The sequence below is a fragment of the Legionella micdadei genome, from assembly GCF_000953635.1.
GTDB classification, from domain to species: Bacteria; Pseudomonadota; Gammaproteobacteria; order Legionellales; family Legionellaceae; genus Tatlockia; species Tatlockia micdadei.
Genome location: NZ_LN614830.1, coordinates 425,001 through 445,331 on the forward strand (window position 1 = coordinate 425,001; position 20,331 = coordinate 445,331).

Here is a 20,331-nt window from a genome sequence, read left to right on the forward strand (position 1 = left end):
CCCAGACCGTCGGCTAAGGTCCCAAAGTTATGGTTAAGTGGGAAACGATGTGGGAAGGCACAGACAGCCAGGAGGTTGGCTTAGAAGCAGCCACCCTTTAAAGAAAGCGTAATAGCTCACTGGTCGAGTCGGCCTGCGCGGAAGATGTAACGGGGCTAAAACCATACACCGAAGCTGCGGATGTGCACTAAGTGCACGTGGTAGGGGAGCGTTCTGTAGGCTGAAGAAGGTTCACTGAGAGGTGGGCTGGAGGTATCAGAAGTGCGAATGCTGACATGAGTAACGATAAAGTGGGTGAAAAACCCACTCGCCGGAAGTCTAAGGTTTCCTGCACGACGTTAATCGGAGCAGGGTGAGTCGGCCCCTAAGGTGAGGCAGAAATGCGTAGCTGATGGGAACCAGGTTAATATTCCTGGACTTTTTGTAAGTGGTGAAGCGGGGACGAAGAAGGCTAGGTGAGCCGGGCGATGGTTGTCCTGGTACTTGCATGTAGGCTGAGGGGTTAGGCAAATCCGGCCCCTTGTTAAGGCTGAGGTGCGAAGTGGTTCTGACACTACGGTGTGCGGAGAAGTCATTGATGCCAAGCTTCCAGGAAAAGCCGCTAGCCATAACTTACAGAGAACCGTACCGCAAACCGACACAGGTGGACAAGTAGAGAATACTAAGGCGCTTGAGAGAACTCGGGTGAAGGAACTAGGCAAAATGGTACCGTAACTTCGGGAGAAGGTACGCCCTTTTTGGTGAATTGACATGCTTAATGAGCTGAAGAGGGCCGCAGAGACCAGGTGGCTGCGACTGTTTATTAAAAACACAGCACTCTGCAAATTCGTAAGAAGACGTATAGGGTGTGACGCCTGCCCGGTGCCGGAAGGTTAATTGATGGGGTTATCTTCGGAGAAGCTCTTGATCGAAGCCCCGGTAAACGGCGGCCGTAACTATAACGGTCCTAAGGTAGCGAAATTCCTTGTCGGGTAAGTTCCGACCTGCACGAATGGCGTAACGATGGCCACACTGTCTCCACCCGAGACTCAGTGAAATTGAAATCGCTGTGAAGATGCAGTGTACCCGCGGCTAGACGGAAAGACCCCGTGAACCTTTACTATAGTTTTGCACTGGACTTTGATGATGACTGTGTAGGATAGGTGGGAGGCTATGAAGTGCGGACGCCAGTTCGCATGGAGCCGCCGTTGAAATACCACCCTGTTATTATTGAGGTTCTAACTTGGGCCAGTAATCCTGGCTGAGGACAGTGTATGATGGGTAGTTTGACTGGGGCGGTCTCCTCCCAAAGAGTAACGGAGGAGCACAAAGGTACCCTCGGTACGGTCGGACATCGTACCAAGAGTGTAAAGGCAAAAGGGTGCTTGACTGCGAGAGTGACGGCTCGAGCAGGAACGAAAGTTGGTCTTAGTGATCCGGTGGTTCTGAATGGAAGGGCCATCGCTCAACGGATAAAAGGTACTCCGGGGATAACAGGCTGATACCGCCCAAGAGTTCATATCGACGGCGGTGTTTGGCACCTCGATGTCGGCTCATCACATCCTGGGGCTGAAGCAGGTCCCAAGGGTATGGCTGTTCGCCATTTAAAGTGGTACGCGAGCTGGGTTTAGAACGTCGTGAGACAGTTCGGTCCCTATCTGCCGTGGGCGTAGGAAAATTGAGAGGAGCTGCTCCTAGTACGAGAGGACCGGAGTGGACGAACCTCTGGTGTACCGGTTGTGACGCCAGTTGCATTGCCGGGTAGCTAAGTTCGGACGGGATAACCGCTGAAAGCATCTAAGCGGGAAGCCTCCCTCAAGATGAGTTTTCCCATGAAGCCCGTTGAAGACTACGACGTTGATAGGCGAGGTGTGGAAGCACAGTAATGTGTGTAGCTAACTCGTACTAATTGGCTGATTGTCTTGACCATATAACCTGAACTGCCTTTAGGTTATGAGTGAAGAAGCAAGGCAATATTGAATGACAGGGCAATGTAAATTGCTCAGACAAATGAATACAGAGTTTGTGTTAACCTCTATCCACTTTACCAAGCTGATTGGTTAATAGCCCAATCGGTAAACCAGGTTTCCTGGCGACTATAGCGGTTTGGAACCACCTGATCCCATCTCGAACTCAGAAGTGAAACATACCTGCGCCAATGATAGTGTGGGGCTTCCCCATGTGAAAGTAGGTCATCGCCAGGGTTTTATTCCATCTCATCCCGAGTACCGCATGGGACCTCCTGATTAATAGCAATGGCTTTGTCAGAGAGAGTCGAGTACAAGCATGCTCGGGACGATATAAAAAAAGAGATACAATGAGTTAGTGCTTGCTCAAAGACTCCAGTAGACAATTAGTAAAGCACAAATGAGTAAATAGAATTTGCTGGCGTAGCTCAGTTGGTAGAGCAACTGACTTGTAATCAGTAGGTCCCGGGTTCGATTCCTGGTGCCAGCACCATCTAGATGCTAGTCCATCACTAAGCTATTGACTTTAAGCATACCATGAAAGAAAATGGCGTTCTTTTGGGAGGGGTTCCCGAGCGGTCAAAGGGATCAGACTGTAAATCTGACGGCTCTGCCTTCGAAGGTTCGAATCCTTCCCCCTCCACCAGTACTATGCATAAGATGTAGTTACATAAGCGGGTGTAGTTCAATGGTAGAACTTCAGCCTTCCAAGCTGATAGCGTGGGTTCGATTCCCATCACCCGCTCCAAGTTTGTATAGAAACGGACTGTGGAAATATGGGATGACGGTCTTAGGTTAAGGCCCACATAGCTCAGGTGGTAGAGCACTTCCTTGGTAAGGAAGAGGTCGTTGGTTCGAGTCCAGTTGTGGGCACCATACAGTTAGCAACTTTTGAAATGGGGGAAACTTCCGATGGCAAAGGAGAAATTTGAGCGAAAGAAGCCACACGTTAATGTGGGCACGATTGGTCACGTGGATCATGGGAAGACGACGTTAACAGCCGCGATTACGACGATAATGGCGAAGAAGTACGGTGGTATAGCGAAAGCTTATGATCAGATTGATGCTGCGCCAGAAGAAAGAGAGCGCGGGATTACGATATCGACAGCTCACGTTGAGTATGAATCAGCGAATCGTCACTATGCACACGTTGATTGCCCAGGCCATGCGGATTACGTAAAGAACATGATCACTGGTGCGGCTCAGATGGACGGAGCGATATTAGTAGTATCAGCAGCGGATGGCCCAATGCCTCAAACGAGAGAGCACATACTCTTATCCCGGCAAGTAGGTGTTCCCTATATAGTAGTGTTCTTAAACAAAGCTGACATGGTGGATGATGCGGAGTTATTAGAATTAGTTGAAATGGAAGTACGCGATTTGTTGAGCAGCTATGAATTTCCAGGAGATGAGATCCCGATTGTAGTTGGTTCAGCATTAAAAGCATTGGAAGGCGATACGAGTGATATAGGTGTACCAGCGATTGAGAAGTTAGTTGAGACGATGGATTCTTATATACCTGAGCCGGTAAGAAACATCGATAAAAGTTTCTTGTTACCGATCGAAGACGTGTTCTCAATATCTGGACGAGGAACAGTAGTAACAGGACGTATCGAAAGCGGGATCATCAAAGTTGGTGAGGAAGTCGAGATTGTTGGTATACGTGACACTCAAAAGACGACATGCACAGGCGTTGAAATGTTCCGTAAATTACTTGACGAAGGTCGAGCTGGAGACAACGTTGGTATATTGCTACGTGGTACGAAGCGGGATGAAGTTGAACGCGGACAAGTATTAGCTAAGCCGGGAAGCATTAAACCGCATACTAAATTTGAAGCTGAAGTGTATGTGTTGTCAAAAGATGAAGGTGGACGTCATACCCCATTCTTTAACGGATATCGGCCTCAATTTTACTTCAGGACCACAGACGTAACTGGTTCTTGTGATTTACCTGAGGGTATAGAAATGGTAATGCCAGGTGATAACGTCAAGCTGATTGTTAGCTTACACTCACCGATTGCTATGGACGAAGGTTTGCGTTTTGCAATCCGCGAAGGTGGCCGCACCGTTGGTGCTGGTGTTGTAGCTAAGATCATTGAGTAATTGATCAAAAGGTGTGGAGTTCATCGCTTCACACCAAAGTATGTTAGGCCAGTAGCTCAATTGGCAGAGCGGCGGTCTCCAAAACCGCAGGTTGGGGGTTCGATTCCCTCCTGGCCTGCCAACTACTAGATAATTATGAAGAATTCAAATAATTCCAAAATGAACTTTAAAGATATCTCACTGTGGATTGGTATAGCACTAGTCACAGTTTTAGCTTTTTTGGGAACTTACTACTATAATTTCACAGGCCCTATTAAAGCTCTTATCTGGATAGGTTGGTTTGTTTTAACTGCACTACAAGGTTTTTTTACTACTCAAGGAAGACAAGTTTTTGAGTTTGCAAAGGAAGCGAAAATTGAATTGCAAAAGGTTGTCTGGCCGACGCGCCAGGAAACTATTCAAACCACATCGATTGTGATGGCTATGGTCGCGATCACCGGATTTATTCTCTGGGGAATTGACTCAGGAATGATGTGGATAATCGCTAAATTAACACGTTTGGGTTGATATTACGGTGGAAGAACAGAAAACTAAACAATGGTACGTTGTTCATGCATATTCAGGCTATGAAAACTTCGTTATGCGTGAAATTAAGTCACGTTCGGAGCACCAACACTTAGAGCACAAAATTGGTGAGGTAGTTGTTCCATCTGAAGAAGTTGTTGAAATGCGTGCTGGACAGAAAAGAAAAAGCACCAGGAAATTCTTTCCTGGATATGTGCTTGTGAACATGGTGATGGATGACGAAACATGGCACATGATACGAGCAATCCCGCGGGTGCTTGGTTTTATTGGTGGCACAAGCCAAACACCTACGCCAATTTCTGATAAAGAAGCACGAGCGATCCTACAACGCGTTGAAGATGGAGTTACTAAACCCAAACCCAAAATCCTGTTTGAACCGGGCGAAGTGGTTCGTGTTAAGGATGGTCCGTTTATTGACTTCAATGGTGTTGTAGAAGAAGTAAATTACGAAAAGAATAGACTTAGAGTGGCAGTGCTCATATTCGGCCGCTCAACTCCTGTTGAACTCGAGTTTAGTCAAGTAGAAAAAACTTAATGTTTTTGTTTGTGTGTAACCCAGGGGAGCTTAAGTAATCCTTGTGCACATCTTTACGATATGCCAAATGGTGAAAGAGCGATATAACCCATAAGGAGTAATTATGGCTAAAAAAGTAGAAGCATACATAAAGCTACAAATTCCAGCTGGAAAAGCTAATCCAAGTCCACCTGTGGGGCCTGCATTGGGTCAGCGTGGTGTAAATATTATGGAGTTTTGTAAAGCTTTTAACGCTGCAACTCAAAATTTAGAACCAGGCTTAGCTACACCAGTTGTTATAACTGTGTATTCTGACCGCAGCTTCACGTTTATTACTAAAACACCTCCGGCTTCTGTGTTGCTTAAAAAGGCAGCAGGCATCCAAAGTGGCAGCGGTAATCCTAACACTAAGAAAGTGGCTAAACTGAACCGAGCTCAGCTTGAAGAAATTGCCAAAATTAAAGAACCCGATCTTACAGCAGCCGATATGGCAGCAGCAGTTCGTACAATCGCAGGAACTGCACGGAGTATGGGTATCGATGTTGAAGGTTTGGAGTAAGGGGTTACTATGGCTAAGTTAAGCAAAAAACAACAGAAAATTCGTGAAAAGATTAAGCCCAATCACTTGTACAGTGCTACAGAAGCGATTGCTATCCTAAAAGAATTTGCTAGTAGTAAGTTTAAGGAAAGTATTGATATAAGCGTTAATTTAGGCGTAGATCCACGTAAATCTGATCAGGTAGTTCGAACTTCTACTAACCTGCCTAAGGGAACAGGAAAAACTGTTCGCGTCGCGGTTTTCGCACAAGGTGAGAATGCAACTAAGGCAAAAAATGCGGGTGCAGATATCGTTGGTTTTGAAGATCTTGCTGAACAAATCAAAGCAGGTGAGATGAACTTCGATGTTGTAATTGCTACTCCCGATGCGATGCGTATAGTGGGTCAACTAGGTCAGATTTTGGGGCCGCGAGGCTTAATGCCTAACCCTAAAGTAGGCACTGTAACAACAAATGTTGAAGCAGCAATATCGGATGCCAAATCAGGCCAAGTTCGATATAGAACAGATAAAAACGGTATTATTCACTGCTCAGTTGGTAAGATCGATTTTTCAGCTGAAGATCTAATTGAAAATATTACTGCATTAATGATAGATCTGAAGAAAGCAAAACCAGCTTCCGCCAAGGGTGTTTATTTCAAGAAAATATCACTTTCATCCACAATGGGGCCTGGATTGCCTATTGATATTGCTACAATACCTGTGTAATATATATCGCCCTTTAAATCGCTTTCACGGCATAGACTTGGTTCGATGCCGTCGAAGACCGCAGGTGCTTAAAAGCTTAATACCCTGCGCAGACGGTGAACCGGCTCCGGGATCTCTCAGAGGCGGCACCATAACTGTCAAATCCCTAGGATTTGCACAACTAAGGAGGTCAGTAACGTGACGTTAACTTTAGCTGCAAAAAAAGCCGTTGTTGAAGAAGTAACTGCGGTTGCTTCTAAGGCTATTTCGGCAGTCGTTGCTGATTATCGTGGCTTAACGGTAAATCAAATGACTCAGCTACGCAGTGCTGCACGCAAATCAGGTGTGTACTTAAGAGTAGTGCCAAATACGCTTACCCGTAGGGCATTCGAAGGCACTGACTTTGCCTGCTTAAGCGATAAGCTTGTTGGTCCTTTATTCATTGCTCTATCAATGGATGCTCCCAGCGATGCGGCAAGGATGTTAAAGGAATATGTTAAGACATTTGATAAGCTTGAAATCAAAGCATTAGCCGTTGGTGGAAAAACTTACGAAGCGAATCAGCTCGAAGCGATCGCCAGCTTGCCAACTCGTGATGAAGCATTGGCTAAATTGATGTTTGTGATGAAAGCGCCCATTGAGAAATTTGTTCGTACTCTTGCGGAACCTCATGCCAAATTGGTCAGAACGGTTGCTGCAATTAAGGACAAAAAGTAACAGACGCCGCATAATCTTAATTTTAATTTTTAATCTAGGAGCTAGAAATGGCTGTATCTAAAAATGAGATCCTCGAGACGATTGCTAACATGACTGTGATGGAAGTGGTAGAACTAATCGAAGCGATGGAAGAAAAATTCAACGTATCAGCTGCTGCCGCCGCTGTCGCTGTAGCTGCACCTGCAGCTGGTGGCGCTGCCGCTGCTGCAGAAGAAAAAACTGAATTCGATGTAGTAATGACAAGCTTTGGTTCTAACAAAGTAGGCGTTATTAAGGCAATTCGCGAAATTACAGGTTTAGGCTTGAAAGAAGCTAAAGACTTGGTCGAAGGTGCTCCAGCAACTGTAAAAGAAGGTGTATCTAAAGACGAAGCCGCTGAAATGAAGAAGAAACTTGAAGAAGCCGGCGCTGCTGTCGAAGTTAAGTAATACTGTTGTTGTGTATATAAAGACCCAGCTCATGGTTACATGGCTGGGTTTGTGTGTTTGATGTCATCAATAAATTTACAGAGGAATCACCATGGCAATTGCAGAAGCTAAACCTCATCAATACTCGCATGCTGAGAAAAAACGATTTCGCAAAAGCTTTGGTAAGCAAGCTGATATAATGGAGATCCCTAATCTGCTTGAAATCCAGCTAAAATCATACCGAGATTTTTTACAAACTGATTCAAAAGAGGGCGAGCAACAAAAGACTGGCTTACATGCAGCTTTTTCGTCCGTGTTTCCAATCGAAAGTTTCTCTGGCAATGCTAGGCTTGAATATGTCAGTTATAAGCTAGGCGAGCCTGCTTTTGATGTCCGTGAGTGCAAATTACGCGGTTTAACTTATTCTGCACCTCTGCGTGTCAAAATTAGACTAGTCGTTTTTGATAAAGACGCTGCTGGTGAACCCAAACCAATTAAAGACATTCGTGAGCAAGATGTGTTCATGGGTGAAATCCCACTGATGACTGATGTGGGTACCTTTGTTATTAATGGTACCGAGCGCGTTGTTGTATCACAATTACACCGTTCTCCTGGCGTTATATTTGAGCATGATCGAGGAAAGACACATTCTTCCGGAAAACTCCTTTATTCTGCACGTATCATACCTTATCGTGGTTCATGGCTTGATTTCGAATTTGATCCTAAAGACTGTGTGTTTGTTCGTATTGATCGCAGACGTAAGCTTCCAGTCAGCATCCTATTGCGTGCGCTGGGCTATGAAACAGAAGATATTCTTTCTGAATTTTTTGAAACAACGACTTGCCAATTAAGAAATGGTGAGTTCCACATTAATCTCATCCCATCCAGGTTACGTGGCGAAATCGCCTCTTTTGATATTATTGCCCCCGAAACTGGGGAACTTATCGTTGAACAAGGACGAAGAATAACTGCTCGCCACATCAAATTAATGGAAAAGAGCAACATGCAAGATCTAGTTGTTCCGCATGATTATTTAGTTGGCAAGATATTGGCAAAACATGTTGTCAATACCGAAACTGGCGAAGTCCTTGCGCAAGCAAATGACGAGGTAACTGCAGAGTTGCTTGATCAGCTGGCTGAGCATGGCATTCTAAGTTTTGATATGATTTATACCAATGATCTGGATCACGGATCATATATCTCCGACACAGTAAAAATCGACCCAACAACAAGCCAGCTAGAAGCATTGGTGGAAATTTACCGTATGATGCGCCCTGGAGAACCACCTACTAAGGAAGCAGCGGAAGCATTATTTAAAAATCTATTTTTTGCCGAAGATCGTTATGATCTGTCAGCTGTTGGAAGAATGAAATTTAATCGCCGGGTTGGACGTAAAGAGGATACCGGTCCAGGCACGTTAACGAAAGAAGATATTCTTGCTGTTATCAAGACCCTAATTGATATCCGTAATGGAATTGGAATGGTTGATGACATCGACCATTTAGGTAATCGCCGTGTTCGATCAGTTGGTGAAATGGCTGAAAACCAGTTTCGAGTCGGATTAGTCAGGGTTGAGCGCGCTGTTAAGGAACGTTTAAGTCTAGTAGAGTCCGAAAACTTGATGCCTCAAGATCTAATAAACGCTAAACCAGTTTCAGCTGCAGTGAAAGAGTTTTTCGGGTCCAGTCAGCTATCACAATTCATGGACCAAGTTAACCCACTATCCGGCGTCACTCACAAACGGCGCGTTTCTGCACTGGGCCCAGGCGGTTTAACTCGAGAGCGAGCGGGTTTTGAAGTGCGTGACGTGCATACTACCCATTATGGCCGTGTATGTCCTATTGAAACTCCTGAAGGGCCAAACATTGGGTTGATAAACTCACTATCTGTCTACGCGAGAACCAATGAATATGGATTCATTGAGACACCTTGTAGGAAAGTGATTGATGGTCGGGTAACGGATGATATCGAATATCTATCAGCCATTGAAGAAGTTGATCAGTATATCGCTCAGTCTAATGTGGCTGTTGATGAAAATGGCAAAATTCTTGCTGATCTTGTTCCGTGCCGACATCAAAACGAGTTTTCGCTCACTACGCCAGACAAGATTAACTATATGGACGTATCGCCGAAGCAGATTGTCTCTGTTGCGGCATCTCTCATTCCATTCTTAGAGCATGATGATGCTAACCGTGCGTTGATGGGTTCAAACATGCAACGTCAAGCAGTGCCTACTTTGCGATCTGAAAAGCCTTTAGTTGGAACAGGTATGGAGCGAACTGTAGCTTCCGATTCTGGGGTTTCTGTCGTGGCAAGGCGAGGTGGTGTCATTGATCTAGTAGATGCTTCTCGTATTGTTGTTCGCGTGAACGATGATGAGACAACAGCCGGGGAAACTGGGGTTGATATCTATAACCTAACAAAATACTTCCGCTCGAACCAAGATACGTGTATCAACCAAAGGCCAATAGTTTCCAAAGGAGATCGCATCCAGCGTGGCGACATTCTTGCGGATGGTCCTTGTACAGACATGGGAGAATTAGCGTTAGGTCAAAACCTACTCGTTGCATTCATGCCTTGGAATGGTTACAACTTTGAGGATTCTATTCTTATCTCTGAACGAATTGTGCAGGAAGATAGATTCACTACCATCCACATTGAAGAGCTGACTTGTATCGCAAGGGACACAAAACTAGGTACAGAGGAAATAACTGCGGATATCCCCAATGTTGGCGAAGCAGCTTTAGCAAATTTAGATGAATCAGGTGTTGTTTATATCGGTGCTGAAGTAAGCGCTGGTGACATTCTGGTTGGTAAAGTTACACCAAAGGGAGAAACACAGCTTACACCAGAAGAGAAATTGTTGAGAGCAATTTTCGGTGAGAAAGCATCAGATGTTAAAGATTCGTCTTTACGTGTGCCTTCAGGAATGAATGGTACGGTCATCGATGTGCAAGTGTTTACTCGTGATGGATTAGAGAAGGATGAACGAGCTAAGAGTATTGAGGAAGAACATCTTGCACGTGTACGAAAGGACTTAATTGATGAACGCCGTATTCGTGAGGAAGATATTTACCATCGTCTACATAATCTTCTCTTAAATAAAGCAGCAACAGGTGGCCCTAACAATATTAAGCCTGGTTCCAAGATTACTGCTGAATATTTAGAAAAGGTAAATAGAGAGAAATGGTTCGATATCCATGTAGATGACGATCAGGTAAGCCAGCAGGTGGAGCAGTTGTCCAAGCAATTAGAGCTGATGGGCAAGGAAATGGAGAAACGCTTTAATGATAGTCGTAAGAAGATCATTCAAGGTGACGATCTAGCGCCTGGTGTATTGAAAATCGTTAAGGTTTACCTTGCTGTCAAGCGCAGAATTCAACCTGGCGATAAAATGGCAGGTCGGCATGGAAACAAGGGGGTAATTTCAATTGTTGTGCCGGTTGAAGATATGCCTTATATGGAAGATGGTACGGCAGTTGACATAGTACTAAACCCACTTGGTGTACCTTCACGGATGAATATCGGACAAGTGTTGGAAACACATCTTGGTTTAGCTGCAAAAGGATTAGGTCAACGGATAACCGATCTTCTTGACAATCAGCGCCAAGTAACAGAAATAAGAGAATTTCTGAAAAAGATCTATAATCATGACGATCAAGAGCGGGTAAATCTGGATACTCTTGATGACGAAGAACTGCTAGTTTTAGCTAATAATCTGCGGGACGGGGTTCCAATGGCAACTCCAGTCTTTGATGGTGCTAGCGAAGCAGAAATTAAGTCCATGTTAGAGTTAGCTGGCATGAGATCTGATGGTAAGACCACACTATATGACGGCCGAACTGGTAAACAATTCGATAATCCGGTAACTGTAGGGTATATGTATATGCTCAAACTTAACCATTTGGTTGACGATAAGATGCATGCACGCTCTACTGGTTCCTACAGTTTGGTTACTCAACAACCACTTGGCGGTAAGGCGCAGTTTGGTGGTCAACGCTTCGGGGAAATGGAAGTGTGGGCTCTCGAAGCTTATGGTGCTGCCTATACGTTGCAAGAAATGTTAACCGTTAAATCAGATGATGTCGGAGGACGAACAAAGATATATAAAAATATCGTTGATGGAGATCATCGTATGGATCCGGGTATGCCAGAGTCTTTCAATGTATTGTTGAAGGAGATAAGGGCATTAGGTATTGATATCGAACTGGAACATGACTAAACGTTCATCGATTAATTTTCTGACTAATTTTTTGGAGGCATAGACTTGGCTAATCTAAGCAACGACCCAATGAGAAAAGCGCCTATAATGAGTGATTTGCTGGGTATCCTCAAGCAGCAAGGCCAGAGTGAAGAATTTGATGCGATTAAGATCGCACTTGCTTCACCTGATTTAATTCGATCATGGTCCTATGGCGAAGTTAAAAAGCCAGAAACCATTAACTACCGTACATTTAAACCCGAGCGTGATGGTTTATTTTGTGCTAAAACTTTTGGTCCAATTAAGGATTATGAGTGCCTATGTGGCAAATATAAGCGGCTCAAACACCGCGGTGTTATTTGTGAGAAATGCGGTGTAGAGTTAGCATTGGCAAAAGTACGACGTGAACGTATGGGGCACATTGAGCTTGCTAGCCCTGTTGCTCACATATGGTTCTTGAAATCGCTTCCTTCCCGTATAGGTCTATTGCTCGATATGACATTACGCGATATAGAACGCATACTCTACTTTGAGGCTTTTGTAGTAGTAGATCCGGGTATGACTGAGTTGGAGCGTGGGCAACTGCTCAACGACGAGGCTTACCTTGATGCCATGGAGCAGTACGGTGATGAGTTTGATGCCCGTATGGGAGCTGAGGCAATCCGTGATCTTTTGCGTCAAATTGAACTTGAGGAAGAAATCAAATCATTGCGCGAAGAGTTACCTACAACTAATTCTGAAACCAAAATTAAAAAAATCACTAAGCGACTAAAGTTGTTAGAAGCATTTTACGAATCTGGAAACAAACCTGAATGGATGATCATGGATGTGTTGCCTGTTCTTCCTCCTGATTTACGCCCATTAGTTCCTCTTGACGGTGGACGCTTTGCTACTTCTGACTTAAATGATCTTTACCGTCGTGTGATCAACCGCAATAATCGATTAAAGAGACTGCTTGATCTAAATGCACCCGATATCATTGTGCGAAACGAAAAGCGTATGCTGCAAGAATCCGTTGACGCACTGCTCGATAATGGTCGCCGAGGTCGGGCAATAACCGGAACGAATAAGCGTCCCCTCAAATCATTGGCTGACATGATTAAAGGGAAGCAAGGTAGGTTCAGGCAAAATCTGCTAGGTAAACGTGTAGATTATTCAGGGCGCTCAGTTATCGTTGTGGGACCCACCTTGCGGTTACATCAATGCGGTTTGCCCAAGAAAATGGCGCTTGAACTATTTAAACCCTTTATATTTAGTAAATTGGAGTTTAGAGGGCTTGCCACAACAATTAAAGCAGCTAAAAAAATGGTTGAACGGGAAGATCCAGTAGTTTGGGATATTCTCGATGATGTTATTCGCGAGCACCCTATTCTTCTCAACCGCGCCCCTACTCTTCACAGACTAGGTATACAAGCCTTCGAGCCAGTACTTATTGAAGGCAAGGCGATCCAGCTGCATCCTTTGGTCTGTACAGCCTACAATGCTGACTTCGATGGAGACCAAATGGCGGTGCACGTGCCATTAACGCTAGAGGCTCAGTTGGAAGCACGTTCGCTCATGATGTCAACAAACAACATACTATCTCCTGCGAGCGGTGAACCAATAATTGTACCTAGCCAAGACGTAGTGCTCGGTCTCTATTATCTAACTCGTGAGCGGATTAATGCACTTGGCGAAGGAAAAATATTTGCCAGCCCACAAGAGGCACAAAATTTTTATGAAGCAGGCTATGTGGATATCCATGCAAAAGTAAAAATTCGGATGCCAAAAGAGGGTAGCGAAATTGGACAGGGATATGAATTAGTTGAAACGACTGTTGGACGCGCAATACTTTCGGATATTTTGCCCGAAGGAATGCCATTTGCGCTAATTAATAGAGCAATGACCAAAAAAGCGATTTCAAAAGTTCTTGATACCTGTTATCGAAAGTTCGGTTTAAAAGAAACCGTTATTTTTGCCGACCAACTCATGTATACAGGGTTTAAATATGCTACTCGGGCTGGTGCATCTATTGGTATTGAAGATATGGAAATACCTGATGACAAGGCAGCGATTATTGAGCAAGCTGATAATGAAGTACGAGAAATTGAAGCACAATACCGATCAGGTCTCGTAACGAATGGCGAACGCTACAATAAAGTTATCGATATTTGGTCGCGCACTAATGAAATGGTTGCAAAATCGATGATGAGCAAGATTGCGACTGAGGAAGTTACCGATCGCAGCGGTAATGTATCTCGTCAAGAATCATTTAACCCAATTTTCATGATGGCGGACTCTGGGGCGCGGGGTTCTGCAGCTCAAATCAGGCAGCTGGCAGGAATGCGGGGATTGATGGCAGCTCCTGATGGCTCCATTATTGAAACGCCAATTACAGCAAATTTCCGAGAAGGGCTTAATGTATTCCAATACTTTATTTCGACACACGGTGCACGTAAAGGTCTTGCGGATACTGCCTTAAAAACTGCAAACTCAGGATACTTAACTCGCCGTTTGGTCGACGTTGCGCAGGATGTTGTTATTACAGAGGATGATTGTGGTACTGAAAACGGTATATTGATGCAACCTCTAATTGAAGGTGGGGATATTGTAGAACCTCTGCATGAGCGTGTTCTTGGACGCGTAGTTGCAAAAGACGTATACATTCCAAATCAAGACGATCCGATCGTTAATGCAGGCACATTGCTCGATGAAGATTGGGTAGAAAAATTGGAAAAATTTGGTGTCGACCAGGTACTGGTTCGATCACCGATCACTTGTGAAACACGTTTTGGTCTTTGTGCAAAATGCTATGGACGAGATCTCGCCCGGGGTCATTTAGTAAACACTGGGGAAGCAGTTGGTATCATTGCTGCGCAGTCAATCGGTGAGCCAGGTACTCAGCTAACGATGCGTACCTTCCATATTGGTGGTGCTGCATCAAGAGCAACAGCGGCAAATAACATCCAAATTAAAAACAAGGGTGTTATCCGATTACATAACATCAAAACTGTAACGCATGAAAACAACAATCTAGTTGCCGTCTCACGTTCAGGTGAAGTATCCATTGTTGACGATTTTGGCCGTGAACGAGAGCGGTATAAGTTGCCCTACGGTGCTGTGCTCACTGTCCATGATAATCAACCTGTGGAAGCTGGGCAGATTATTGCTACTTGGGATCCTCATACCCACCCAGTAATTTCAGAGGTGAGCGGTAAATTGAAGTTTGTCGACCTCATTGAAGGTTTAACAATGAACCGACAAACTGATGAACTCACAGGCCTTAGCAACATTGTTGTTACTGACGCCAAACAGCGTAGCTCTGCAGGCAGAGATATGCGCCCGATGGTAAAACTGGTGTCTGATGATGGTGAGGACATCTACCTAGCCGGGACGAACGTTCCAGCGCAATACTATTTGCCGGTGGACGCGATCATTAATTTTGAAGACGGAAGTGCTGTAGGGGTAGGAGATGTTATTGCGCGTATACCTCAAGAGCGTTCTAAGACACGTGATATTACTGGGGGTCTGCCTAGAGTGGCTGACCTATTCGAAGCAAGAAAGCCTAAAGATGCTGCTGTAATGGCAGAAGTTTCAGGCTTAATCAACTTCGGTAAGGAAACAAAAGGTAAAAGACGCCTGATAATTACTGCTTCTGAGAATCAGGCCCATGAGGAGTTAATTCCAAAATGGCGCCATATTTCAGTCTTCGAAGGTGAACATGTGGAACGCGGTGAGGTTATTGCAGATGGCCCATTGAATCCGCATGATATTTTGCGGTTGCTCGGAGTCGGTGCATTAGCAAATTACATCGTTAATGAAGTACAAGACGTATATCGCTTACAAGGTGTGAAAATCAATGATAAACACATCGAAGTTATTGTCCGTCAAATGCTACGTAAACGCGTGATTACATTTGCTGGTGATTCGAAGTTCCTCGCCGGGGAACAAATCGAAGAAAGCATGATGTTGCAAGAAAATGATAAATTAATTGCCGAAGGTAAGCAGCCTGCACAAGGCACGCCTATTCTTCTAGGTATTACTAAAGCTTCTCTAGCAACGGAATCATTCATTTCTGCGGCATCATTCCAAGAAACAACTCGCGTGCTGACTGAAGCAGCAGTTAGCGGTAAAGTTGATGAGTTGAGAGGTCTAAAGGAAAACGTGATGGTAGGTCGCTTAATCCCAGCAGGAACAGGATACGCTTATCATCAGGGCAGAAAGTCAAAACGTGCAAAAGCCACAGGGACAGAGCCAAGTGCGCATACGGTTACAGCCAGTGATGTGGAGCATGCATTAAGTGAAGCTCTTAATGCAGAAGACAACCATGATCATTGATATGATTCTGAACACCAACAGGTTTGAACTTGACAAACCTGTTGGACCTATATAGAATCCGGCCTCCTTATGCATTCGAAATTAAATACTAGTGAAAGTTCGGAGTTAAGAATAAATGGCTACTATTAATCAGTTAGTAAGAAAGCCTCGTGTGGACGCAAAGAAAAAATCTAACGTCCCAGCATTAGAATCATGCCCCCAAAGACGAGGTGTTTGTACCCGCGTGTACACTACAACACCTAAAAAGCCTAACTCAGCTATGCGTAAGGTTGCCCGTGTGCGTCTAACAAATGGCTTTGAGGTCACTTCTTATATTGGCGGTGAAGGCCATAATCTACAGGAGCACTCTGTTGTATTGATACGCGGCGGTCGTGTTAAAGATTTACCTGGTGTTCGTTATCATACCGTACGAGGAAGTTTAGATACTTCTGGAGTGAATGATCGTAAACAAGGTCGCTCCAAGTACGGTACAAAGAAACCTAAAGACAAGAAATAATTGATTGTAGGAAATTGAAATGCCAAGAAGAAGAGAAGTCCCCAAACGCGAGATACTGCCTGATCCAAAGCATCACAGTGAATTGCTTGCAAAATTTATTAATGTGTTGATGGTCAGTGGAAAAAAATCAACAGCTGAAAAAATTGTTTACGGCGCATTAGACCTTTTGAATGAACGTATTAAAAAATCAAAGAAAGGCGATGAAGAGTCAGGTGAGCAAGGGGGCACAGGCACTGCCGGTTCTGCCTTGCGCTATTTTGAACAAGCGCTAGACAATGTTCGTCCTAGTGTTGAAGTACGTTCAAGAAGGGTTGGTGGTGCAACATACCAAGTTCCAGTCGAAGTAAGAACTGATCGTAGCATTGCACTGGGTATGCGTTGGATAGTACAGGCTGCACGTTCTCGCGGTGAGAAAGGGATGATGTTGCGTCTGGCAGGGGAACTGACGGATGCGTTCGAAAGCAAAGGTTCCGCCGTTAAAAAACGTGAAGATACACATAAAATGGCAAAAGCTAACCAAGCGTTTGCACATTTTAGATGGAATTAATTGAGAGAGGTTAGTCGTGTCTACTCCATTAGAACTATACAGAAATATCGGCATTGCTGCACACGTTGATGCCGGAAAAACAACAACCACCGAGCGCGTTCTATTCTATACAGGTGTGTCGCACAAGATTGGCGAGGTGCATGACGGTGCTGCAACGATGGACTGGATGGTTCAAGAACAGGAGCGTGGTATTACAATTACCTCCGCAGCGACCACATGCTTCTGGGCCGGAATGGATAAAAACTTCCCATTGCATCGCATTAATATTATCGATACCCCTGGTCACGTCGACTTCATGATCGAAGTAGAGCGTTCGTTACGTGTTTTGGATGGTGCAATTGTGGTCTTCGATTCTGTATCAGGCGTAGAGCCCCAATCAGAAACAGTATGGCGGCAATCAGACAAATACGGCGTACCAAGGATTGTGTTTGTTAATAAAATGGACAGAATGGGCGCAAACTTCTTGCGCGTTGTTACCCAAATTAAGCAGCGGCTTGGTTCAAATCCTGTTGTTCTCCAATTGCCAATTGGTGCAGAAGAAAATTTCAAAGGGGTGATTGATCTCATCAAGATGAAAGCAATTCATTGGGATGAAGATTCAAAAGGGATGACTTTCAACTATGGGGAAGTTCCTGCTGACATGAAAGAGCTCTGTGAAGAATATAGAGCGCTGATTATTGAAGCCGCAGCTGAAGCGTCTGAAGAATTAATGGAAAAATACTTAGAAGGTGAAGAATTTTCCGAAGAAGAAATTAAGAAAGCTTTACGTAAGCGCACAGTGAATAACGAAATTGTGCCTGTGTTCTGCGGTTCCGCCTTTAAAAACAAAGGGGTGCAAGCAGTGCTTGATGGAGTGATTGAGTACTTGCCTTCGCCTCTCGATATTCCAGCAATTCGAGGTGTTGATGAAGATGGTAATGAGATTCATCGTAAAACATCTTATGATGAACCGTTCTCTGCGTTAGCGTTTAAAATCGCTACTGATCCCTTCGTTGGCACATTAACTTACTTCCGTGCTTATTCGGGTGTTTTGAAAAGTGGTGACACCGTATACAACCCTGTGAAGGGGAAGAAAGAGAGAATCGGCCGTTTATTACAAATGCACGCAAATTCTCGCGAAGAAATTAAAGAAGTTAAAGCTGGGGATATTGCAGCCGCCGTAGGCTTAAAAACAGTAACTACAGGTGATACACTTTGCGATGCAAATCATGTTGTTACTCTTGAGCGCATGGATTTCCCAGATCCAGTAATTGCCGTTGCAGTTGAACCAAAGACAAAGGCAGACCAAGAAAAAATGTCTATTGCACTGGGCAAATTGGCGCAAGAAGACCCCTCTTTCCGTGTTCATACTGATGAAGAATCAGGTCAAACAATCATTCAAGGTATGGGTGAGCTACACTTGGAAATTATTGTTGACCGTATGAAGCGCGAATTTAACGTTGAAGCGAATGTGGGTAAACCACAGGTGGCTTATCGTGAAACGTTAAAGCAAATTGTAGAACAAGAAGGTAAATTTGTTCGTCAATCAGGTGGACGTGGCCAATATGGTCATGTTTGGCTGAAAATTGAACCTCAGGAGCCAGGTGCTGGTTATGAGTTCATTAATGCGATCGTTGGTGGTGTAATCCCTAAAGAATACATCCCTGCGGTTGATAAAGGTATACAAGAGCAGATGCAAAATGGTGTTATCGCTGGTTATCCAGTAGTTGATGTCAAGGTAACGTTGTTTGATGGATCCTTCCATGAAGTAGATTCTAGCGAAATGGCATTCAAGATTGCTGGTTCACTGGGCTTTAAGCAAGGTGCTCTTAAGGCAAAACCCGTGCTGCTTGAACCAATTATGAGCGTTGAGGTTGTTACCCCTGAAGATTATATGGGTGATGTAATGGGCGATCTCAATCGTAGAAGAGGTTTAGTTCAAGGCATGGAAGATTCTCCTGCTGGTAAGATCGTTCGCGCAGAAGTACCTCTCGCGGAGATGTTTGGCTATGCAACTGATTTACGTTCAGCAACGCAAGGCCGAGCTACTTACTCAATGGAGTTTGCTAAATATGCAGAGGCACCAACAAACATTGCTGAAGCAATCATTAAGAAACAATAAAAGTTGATGAGGTTATAGAAATGGCGAAGGAAAAATTTGAACGAAAGAAGCCACACGTTAATGTGGGCACGATTGGTCACGTGGATCATGGGAAGACGACGTTAACAGCCGCGATTACGACGATAATGGCGAAGAAGTACGGTGGTATAGCGAAAGCTTATGATCAGATTGATGCTGCGCCAGAAGAAAGAGAGCGCGGGATTACGATATCGACAGCTCACGTTGAGTATGAATCAGCGAATCGTCACTATGCACACGTTGATTGCCCAGGCCATGCGGATTACGTAAAGAACATGATCACTGGTGCGGCTCAGATGGACGGAGCGATATTAGTAGTATCAGCAGCGGATGGCCCAATGCCTCAAACGAGAGAGCACATACTTTTATCCCGCCAGGTAGGTGTTCCCTATATAGTTGTGTTTTTAAACAAAGCTGACATGGTGGATGATGCGGAGTTATTAGAATTAGTTGAAATGGAAGTACGCGACTTGTTGAGCAGCTATGAATTTCCAGGAGATGAGATCCCGATTGTAGTTGGTTCAGCATTAAAAGCATTGGAAGGCGATACGAGTGATATAGGTGTACCAGCGATTGAGAAGTTAGTTGAGACGATGGATTCTTATATACCTGAGCCGGTAAGAAACATCGATAAAAGTTTCTTGTTACCGATCGAAGACGTGTTCTCAATATCTGGACGAGGAACAGTAGTAACAGGACGTATCGAAAGCGGGATCATCAAAGTTGGTGAGGAAGTCGAGATTGTTGGTATACGTGACACTCAAAAGACGACATGCACAGGCGTTGAAATGTTCCGTAAATTACTTGACGAAGGTCGAGCTGGAGACAACGTTGGTATATTGCTACGTGGTACGAAGCGGGATGAAGTTGAACGCGGACAAGTATTAGCTAAGCCGGGAAGCATTAAACCGCATACTAAATTTGAAGCTGAAGTGTATGTGTTGTCAAAAGATGAAGGTGGACGTCATACCCCATTCTTTAACGGATATCGGCCTCAATTTTACTTCAGGACCACAGACGTAACTGGTTCTTGTGATTTACCTGAAGGTATAGAAATGGTAATGCCAGGTGATAACGTCAAGCTGATTGTTAGCTTACACTCACCGATTGCTATGGACGAAGGTTTGCGTTTTGCAATCCGCGAAGGTGGCCGCACCGTTGGTGCTGGTGTTGTAGCTAAGATCATTGAGTAATAA

General features: G+C 44.5%; 13 protein-coding genes, 5 tRNA genes and 2 rRNA genes (1 of these 20 cut by a window edge). All 20 read left to right on the top strand.

The genetic code is table 11. The annotated features are described in order from the left end of the window. Positions 1-1,909, top strand: a 23S ribosomal RNA gene (locus LMI_RS01920); it begins 988 nt to the left of the window's first position. Positions 1,910-2,067: 158 nt separating this feature from the next. After that, positions 2,068-2,183: ribosomal RNA gene (gene rrf, locus LMI_RS01925) — 5S ribosomal RNA — on the top strand. Between the two features lie 180 nt (positions 2,184-2,363). After that, positions 2,364-2,439, top strand: a tRNA-Thr gene (locus tag LMI_RS01930). Positions 2,440-2,507: 68 nt separating this feature from the next. Continuing rightward, positions 2,508-2,592: transfer RNA gene (locus tag LMI_RS01935), tRNA-Tyr, on the top strand. Positions 2,593-2,620: 28 nt separating this feature from the next. Then, positions 2,621-2,694, top strand: a tRNA-Gly gene (locus LMI_RS01940). A gap of 52 nt (positions 2,695-2,746) precedes the next feature. Beyond that, positions 2,747-2,822: transfer RNA gene (locus LMI_RS01945), tRNA-Thr, on the top strand. A 36-nt stretch (positions 2,823-2,858) separates the two neighbouring features. Further along, the gene (tuf, locus tag LMI_RS01950; protein ID WP_045098297.1) at positions 2,859-4,049 is read left to right on the top strand and encodes an elongation factor Tu; all 1,191 of its coding nucleotides are present in this window, start codon (positions 2,859-2,861) and stop codon (positions 4,047-4,049) included. Between the two features lie 45 nt (positions 4,050-4,094). Beyond that, positions 4,095-4,170, top strand: a tRNA-Trp gene (locus LMI_RS01955). Between the two features lie 14 nt (positions 4,171-4,184). After that, on the top strand, positions 4,185-4,556 hold the full coding sequence (gene secE / locus LMI_RS01960; RefSeq protein WP_045098298.1) for a preprotein translocase subunit SecE: 372 nt from the start codon (positions 4,185-4,187) through the stop codon (positions 4,554-4,556). Positions 4,557-4,563: 7 nt separating this feature from the next. Further along, positions 4,564-5,109: a transcription termination/antitermination protein NusG gene (nusG, locus tag LMI_RS01965; protein WP_045098299.1), complete on the top strand. Its 546-nt coding sequence runs from the start codon at positions 4,564-4,566 to the stop codon at positions 5,107-5,109. Positions 5,110-5,212: 103 nt separating this feature from the next. Next, positions 5,213-5,647 (top strand): 50S ribosomal protein L11, encoded by a 435-nt coding sequence (gene rplK / locus LMI_RS01970; RefSeq protein WP_045098300.1) that lies wholly within the window; start codon positions 5,213-5,215, stop codon positions 5,645-5,647. Positions 5,648-5,656: 9 nt separating this feature from the next. Then, the gene (gene rplA / locus LMI_RS01975; protein WP_045098301.1) at positions 5,657-6,352 is read left to right on the top strand and encodes a 50S ribosomal protein L1; all 696 of its coding nucleotides are present in this window, start codon (positions 5,657-5,659) and stop codon (positions 6,350-6,352) included. A gap of 177 nt (positions 6,353-6,529) precedes the next feature. Beyond that, positions 6,530-7,048 (top strand): 50S ribosomal protein L10, encoded by a 519-nt coding sequence (gene rplJ / locus LMI_RS01980; RefSeq protein WP_045098302.1) that lies wholly within the window; start codon positions 6,530-6,532, stop codon positions 7,046-7,048. 47 nt (positions 7,049-7,095) lie between these two features. Next, the gene (gene rplL / locus LMI_RS01985; RefSeq protein ID WP_045098303.1) at positions 7,096-7,476 is read left to right on the top strand and encodes a 50S ribosomal protein L7/L12; all 381 of its coding nucleotides are present in this window, start codon (positions 7,096-7,098) and stop codon (positions 7,474-7,476) included. Between the two features lie 91 nt (positions 7,477-7,567). Beyond that, complete coding sequence (rpoB, locus tag LMI_RS01990) at positions 7,568-11,677, top strand: DNA-directed RNA polymerase subunit beta (RefSeq protein WP_045098304.1); 4,110 nt, start codon at positions 7,568-7,570, stop codon at positions 11,675-11,677. Between the two features lie 87 nt (positions 11,678-11,764). Further along, entirely contained in the window at positions 11,765-15,973 is a 4,209-nt protein-coding gene (rpoC, locus tag LMI_RS01995) for a DNA-directed RNA polymerase subunit beta' (protein WP_045100508.1), read from the top strand. Between the two features lie 115 nt (positions 15,974-16,088). After that, positions 16,089-16,469: a 30S ribosomal protein S12 gene (rpsL, locus tag LMI_RS02000; protein WP_045098305.1), complete on the top strand. Its 381-nt coding sequence runs from the start codon at positions 16,089-16,091 to the stop codon at positions 16,467-16,469. Positions 16,470-16,488: 19 nt separating this feature from the next. Beyond that, positions 16,489-17,016 (top strand): 30S ribosomal protein S7, encoded by a 528-nt coding sequence (gene rpsG, locus LMI_RS02005; RefSeq protein ID WP_045098306.1) that lies wholly within the window; start codon positions 16,489-16,491, stop codon positions 17,014-17,016. Between the two features lie 16 nt (positions 17,017-17,032). Then, on the top strand, positions 17,033-19,117 hold the full coding sequence (fusA, locus tag LMI_RS02010; protein WP_045098307.1) for an elongation factor G: 2,085 nt from the start codon (positions 17,033-17,035) through the stop codon (positions 19,115-19,117). A gap of 20 nt (positions 19,118-19,137) precedes the next feature. Continuing rightward, on the top strand, positions 19,138-20,328 hold the full coding sequence (gene tuf, locus LMI_RS02015; protein WP_045098297.1) for an elongation factor Tu: 1,191 nt from the start codon (positions 19,138-19,140) through the stop codon (positions 20,326-20,328). The last annotated feature ends 3 nt before the right edge of the window (positions 20,329-20,331 follow it).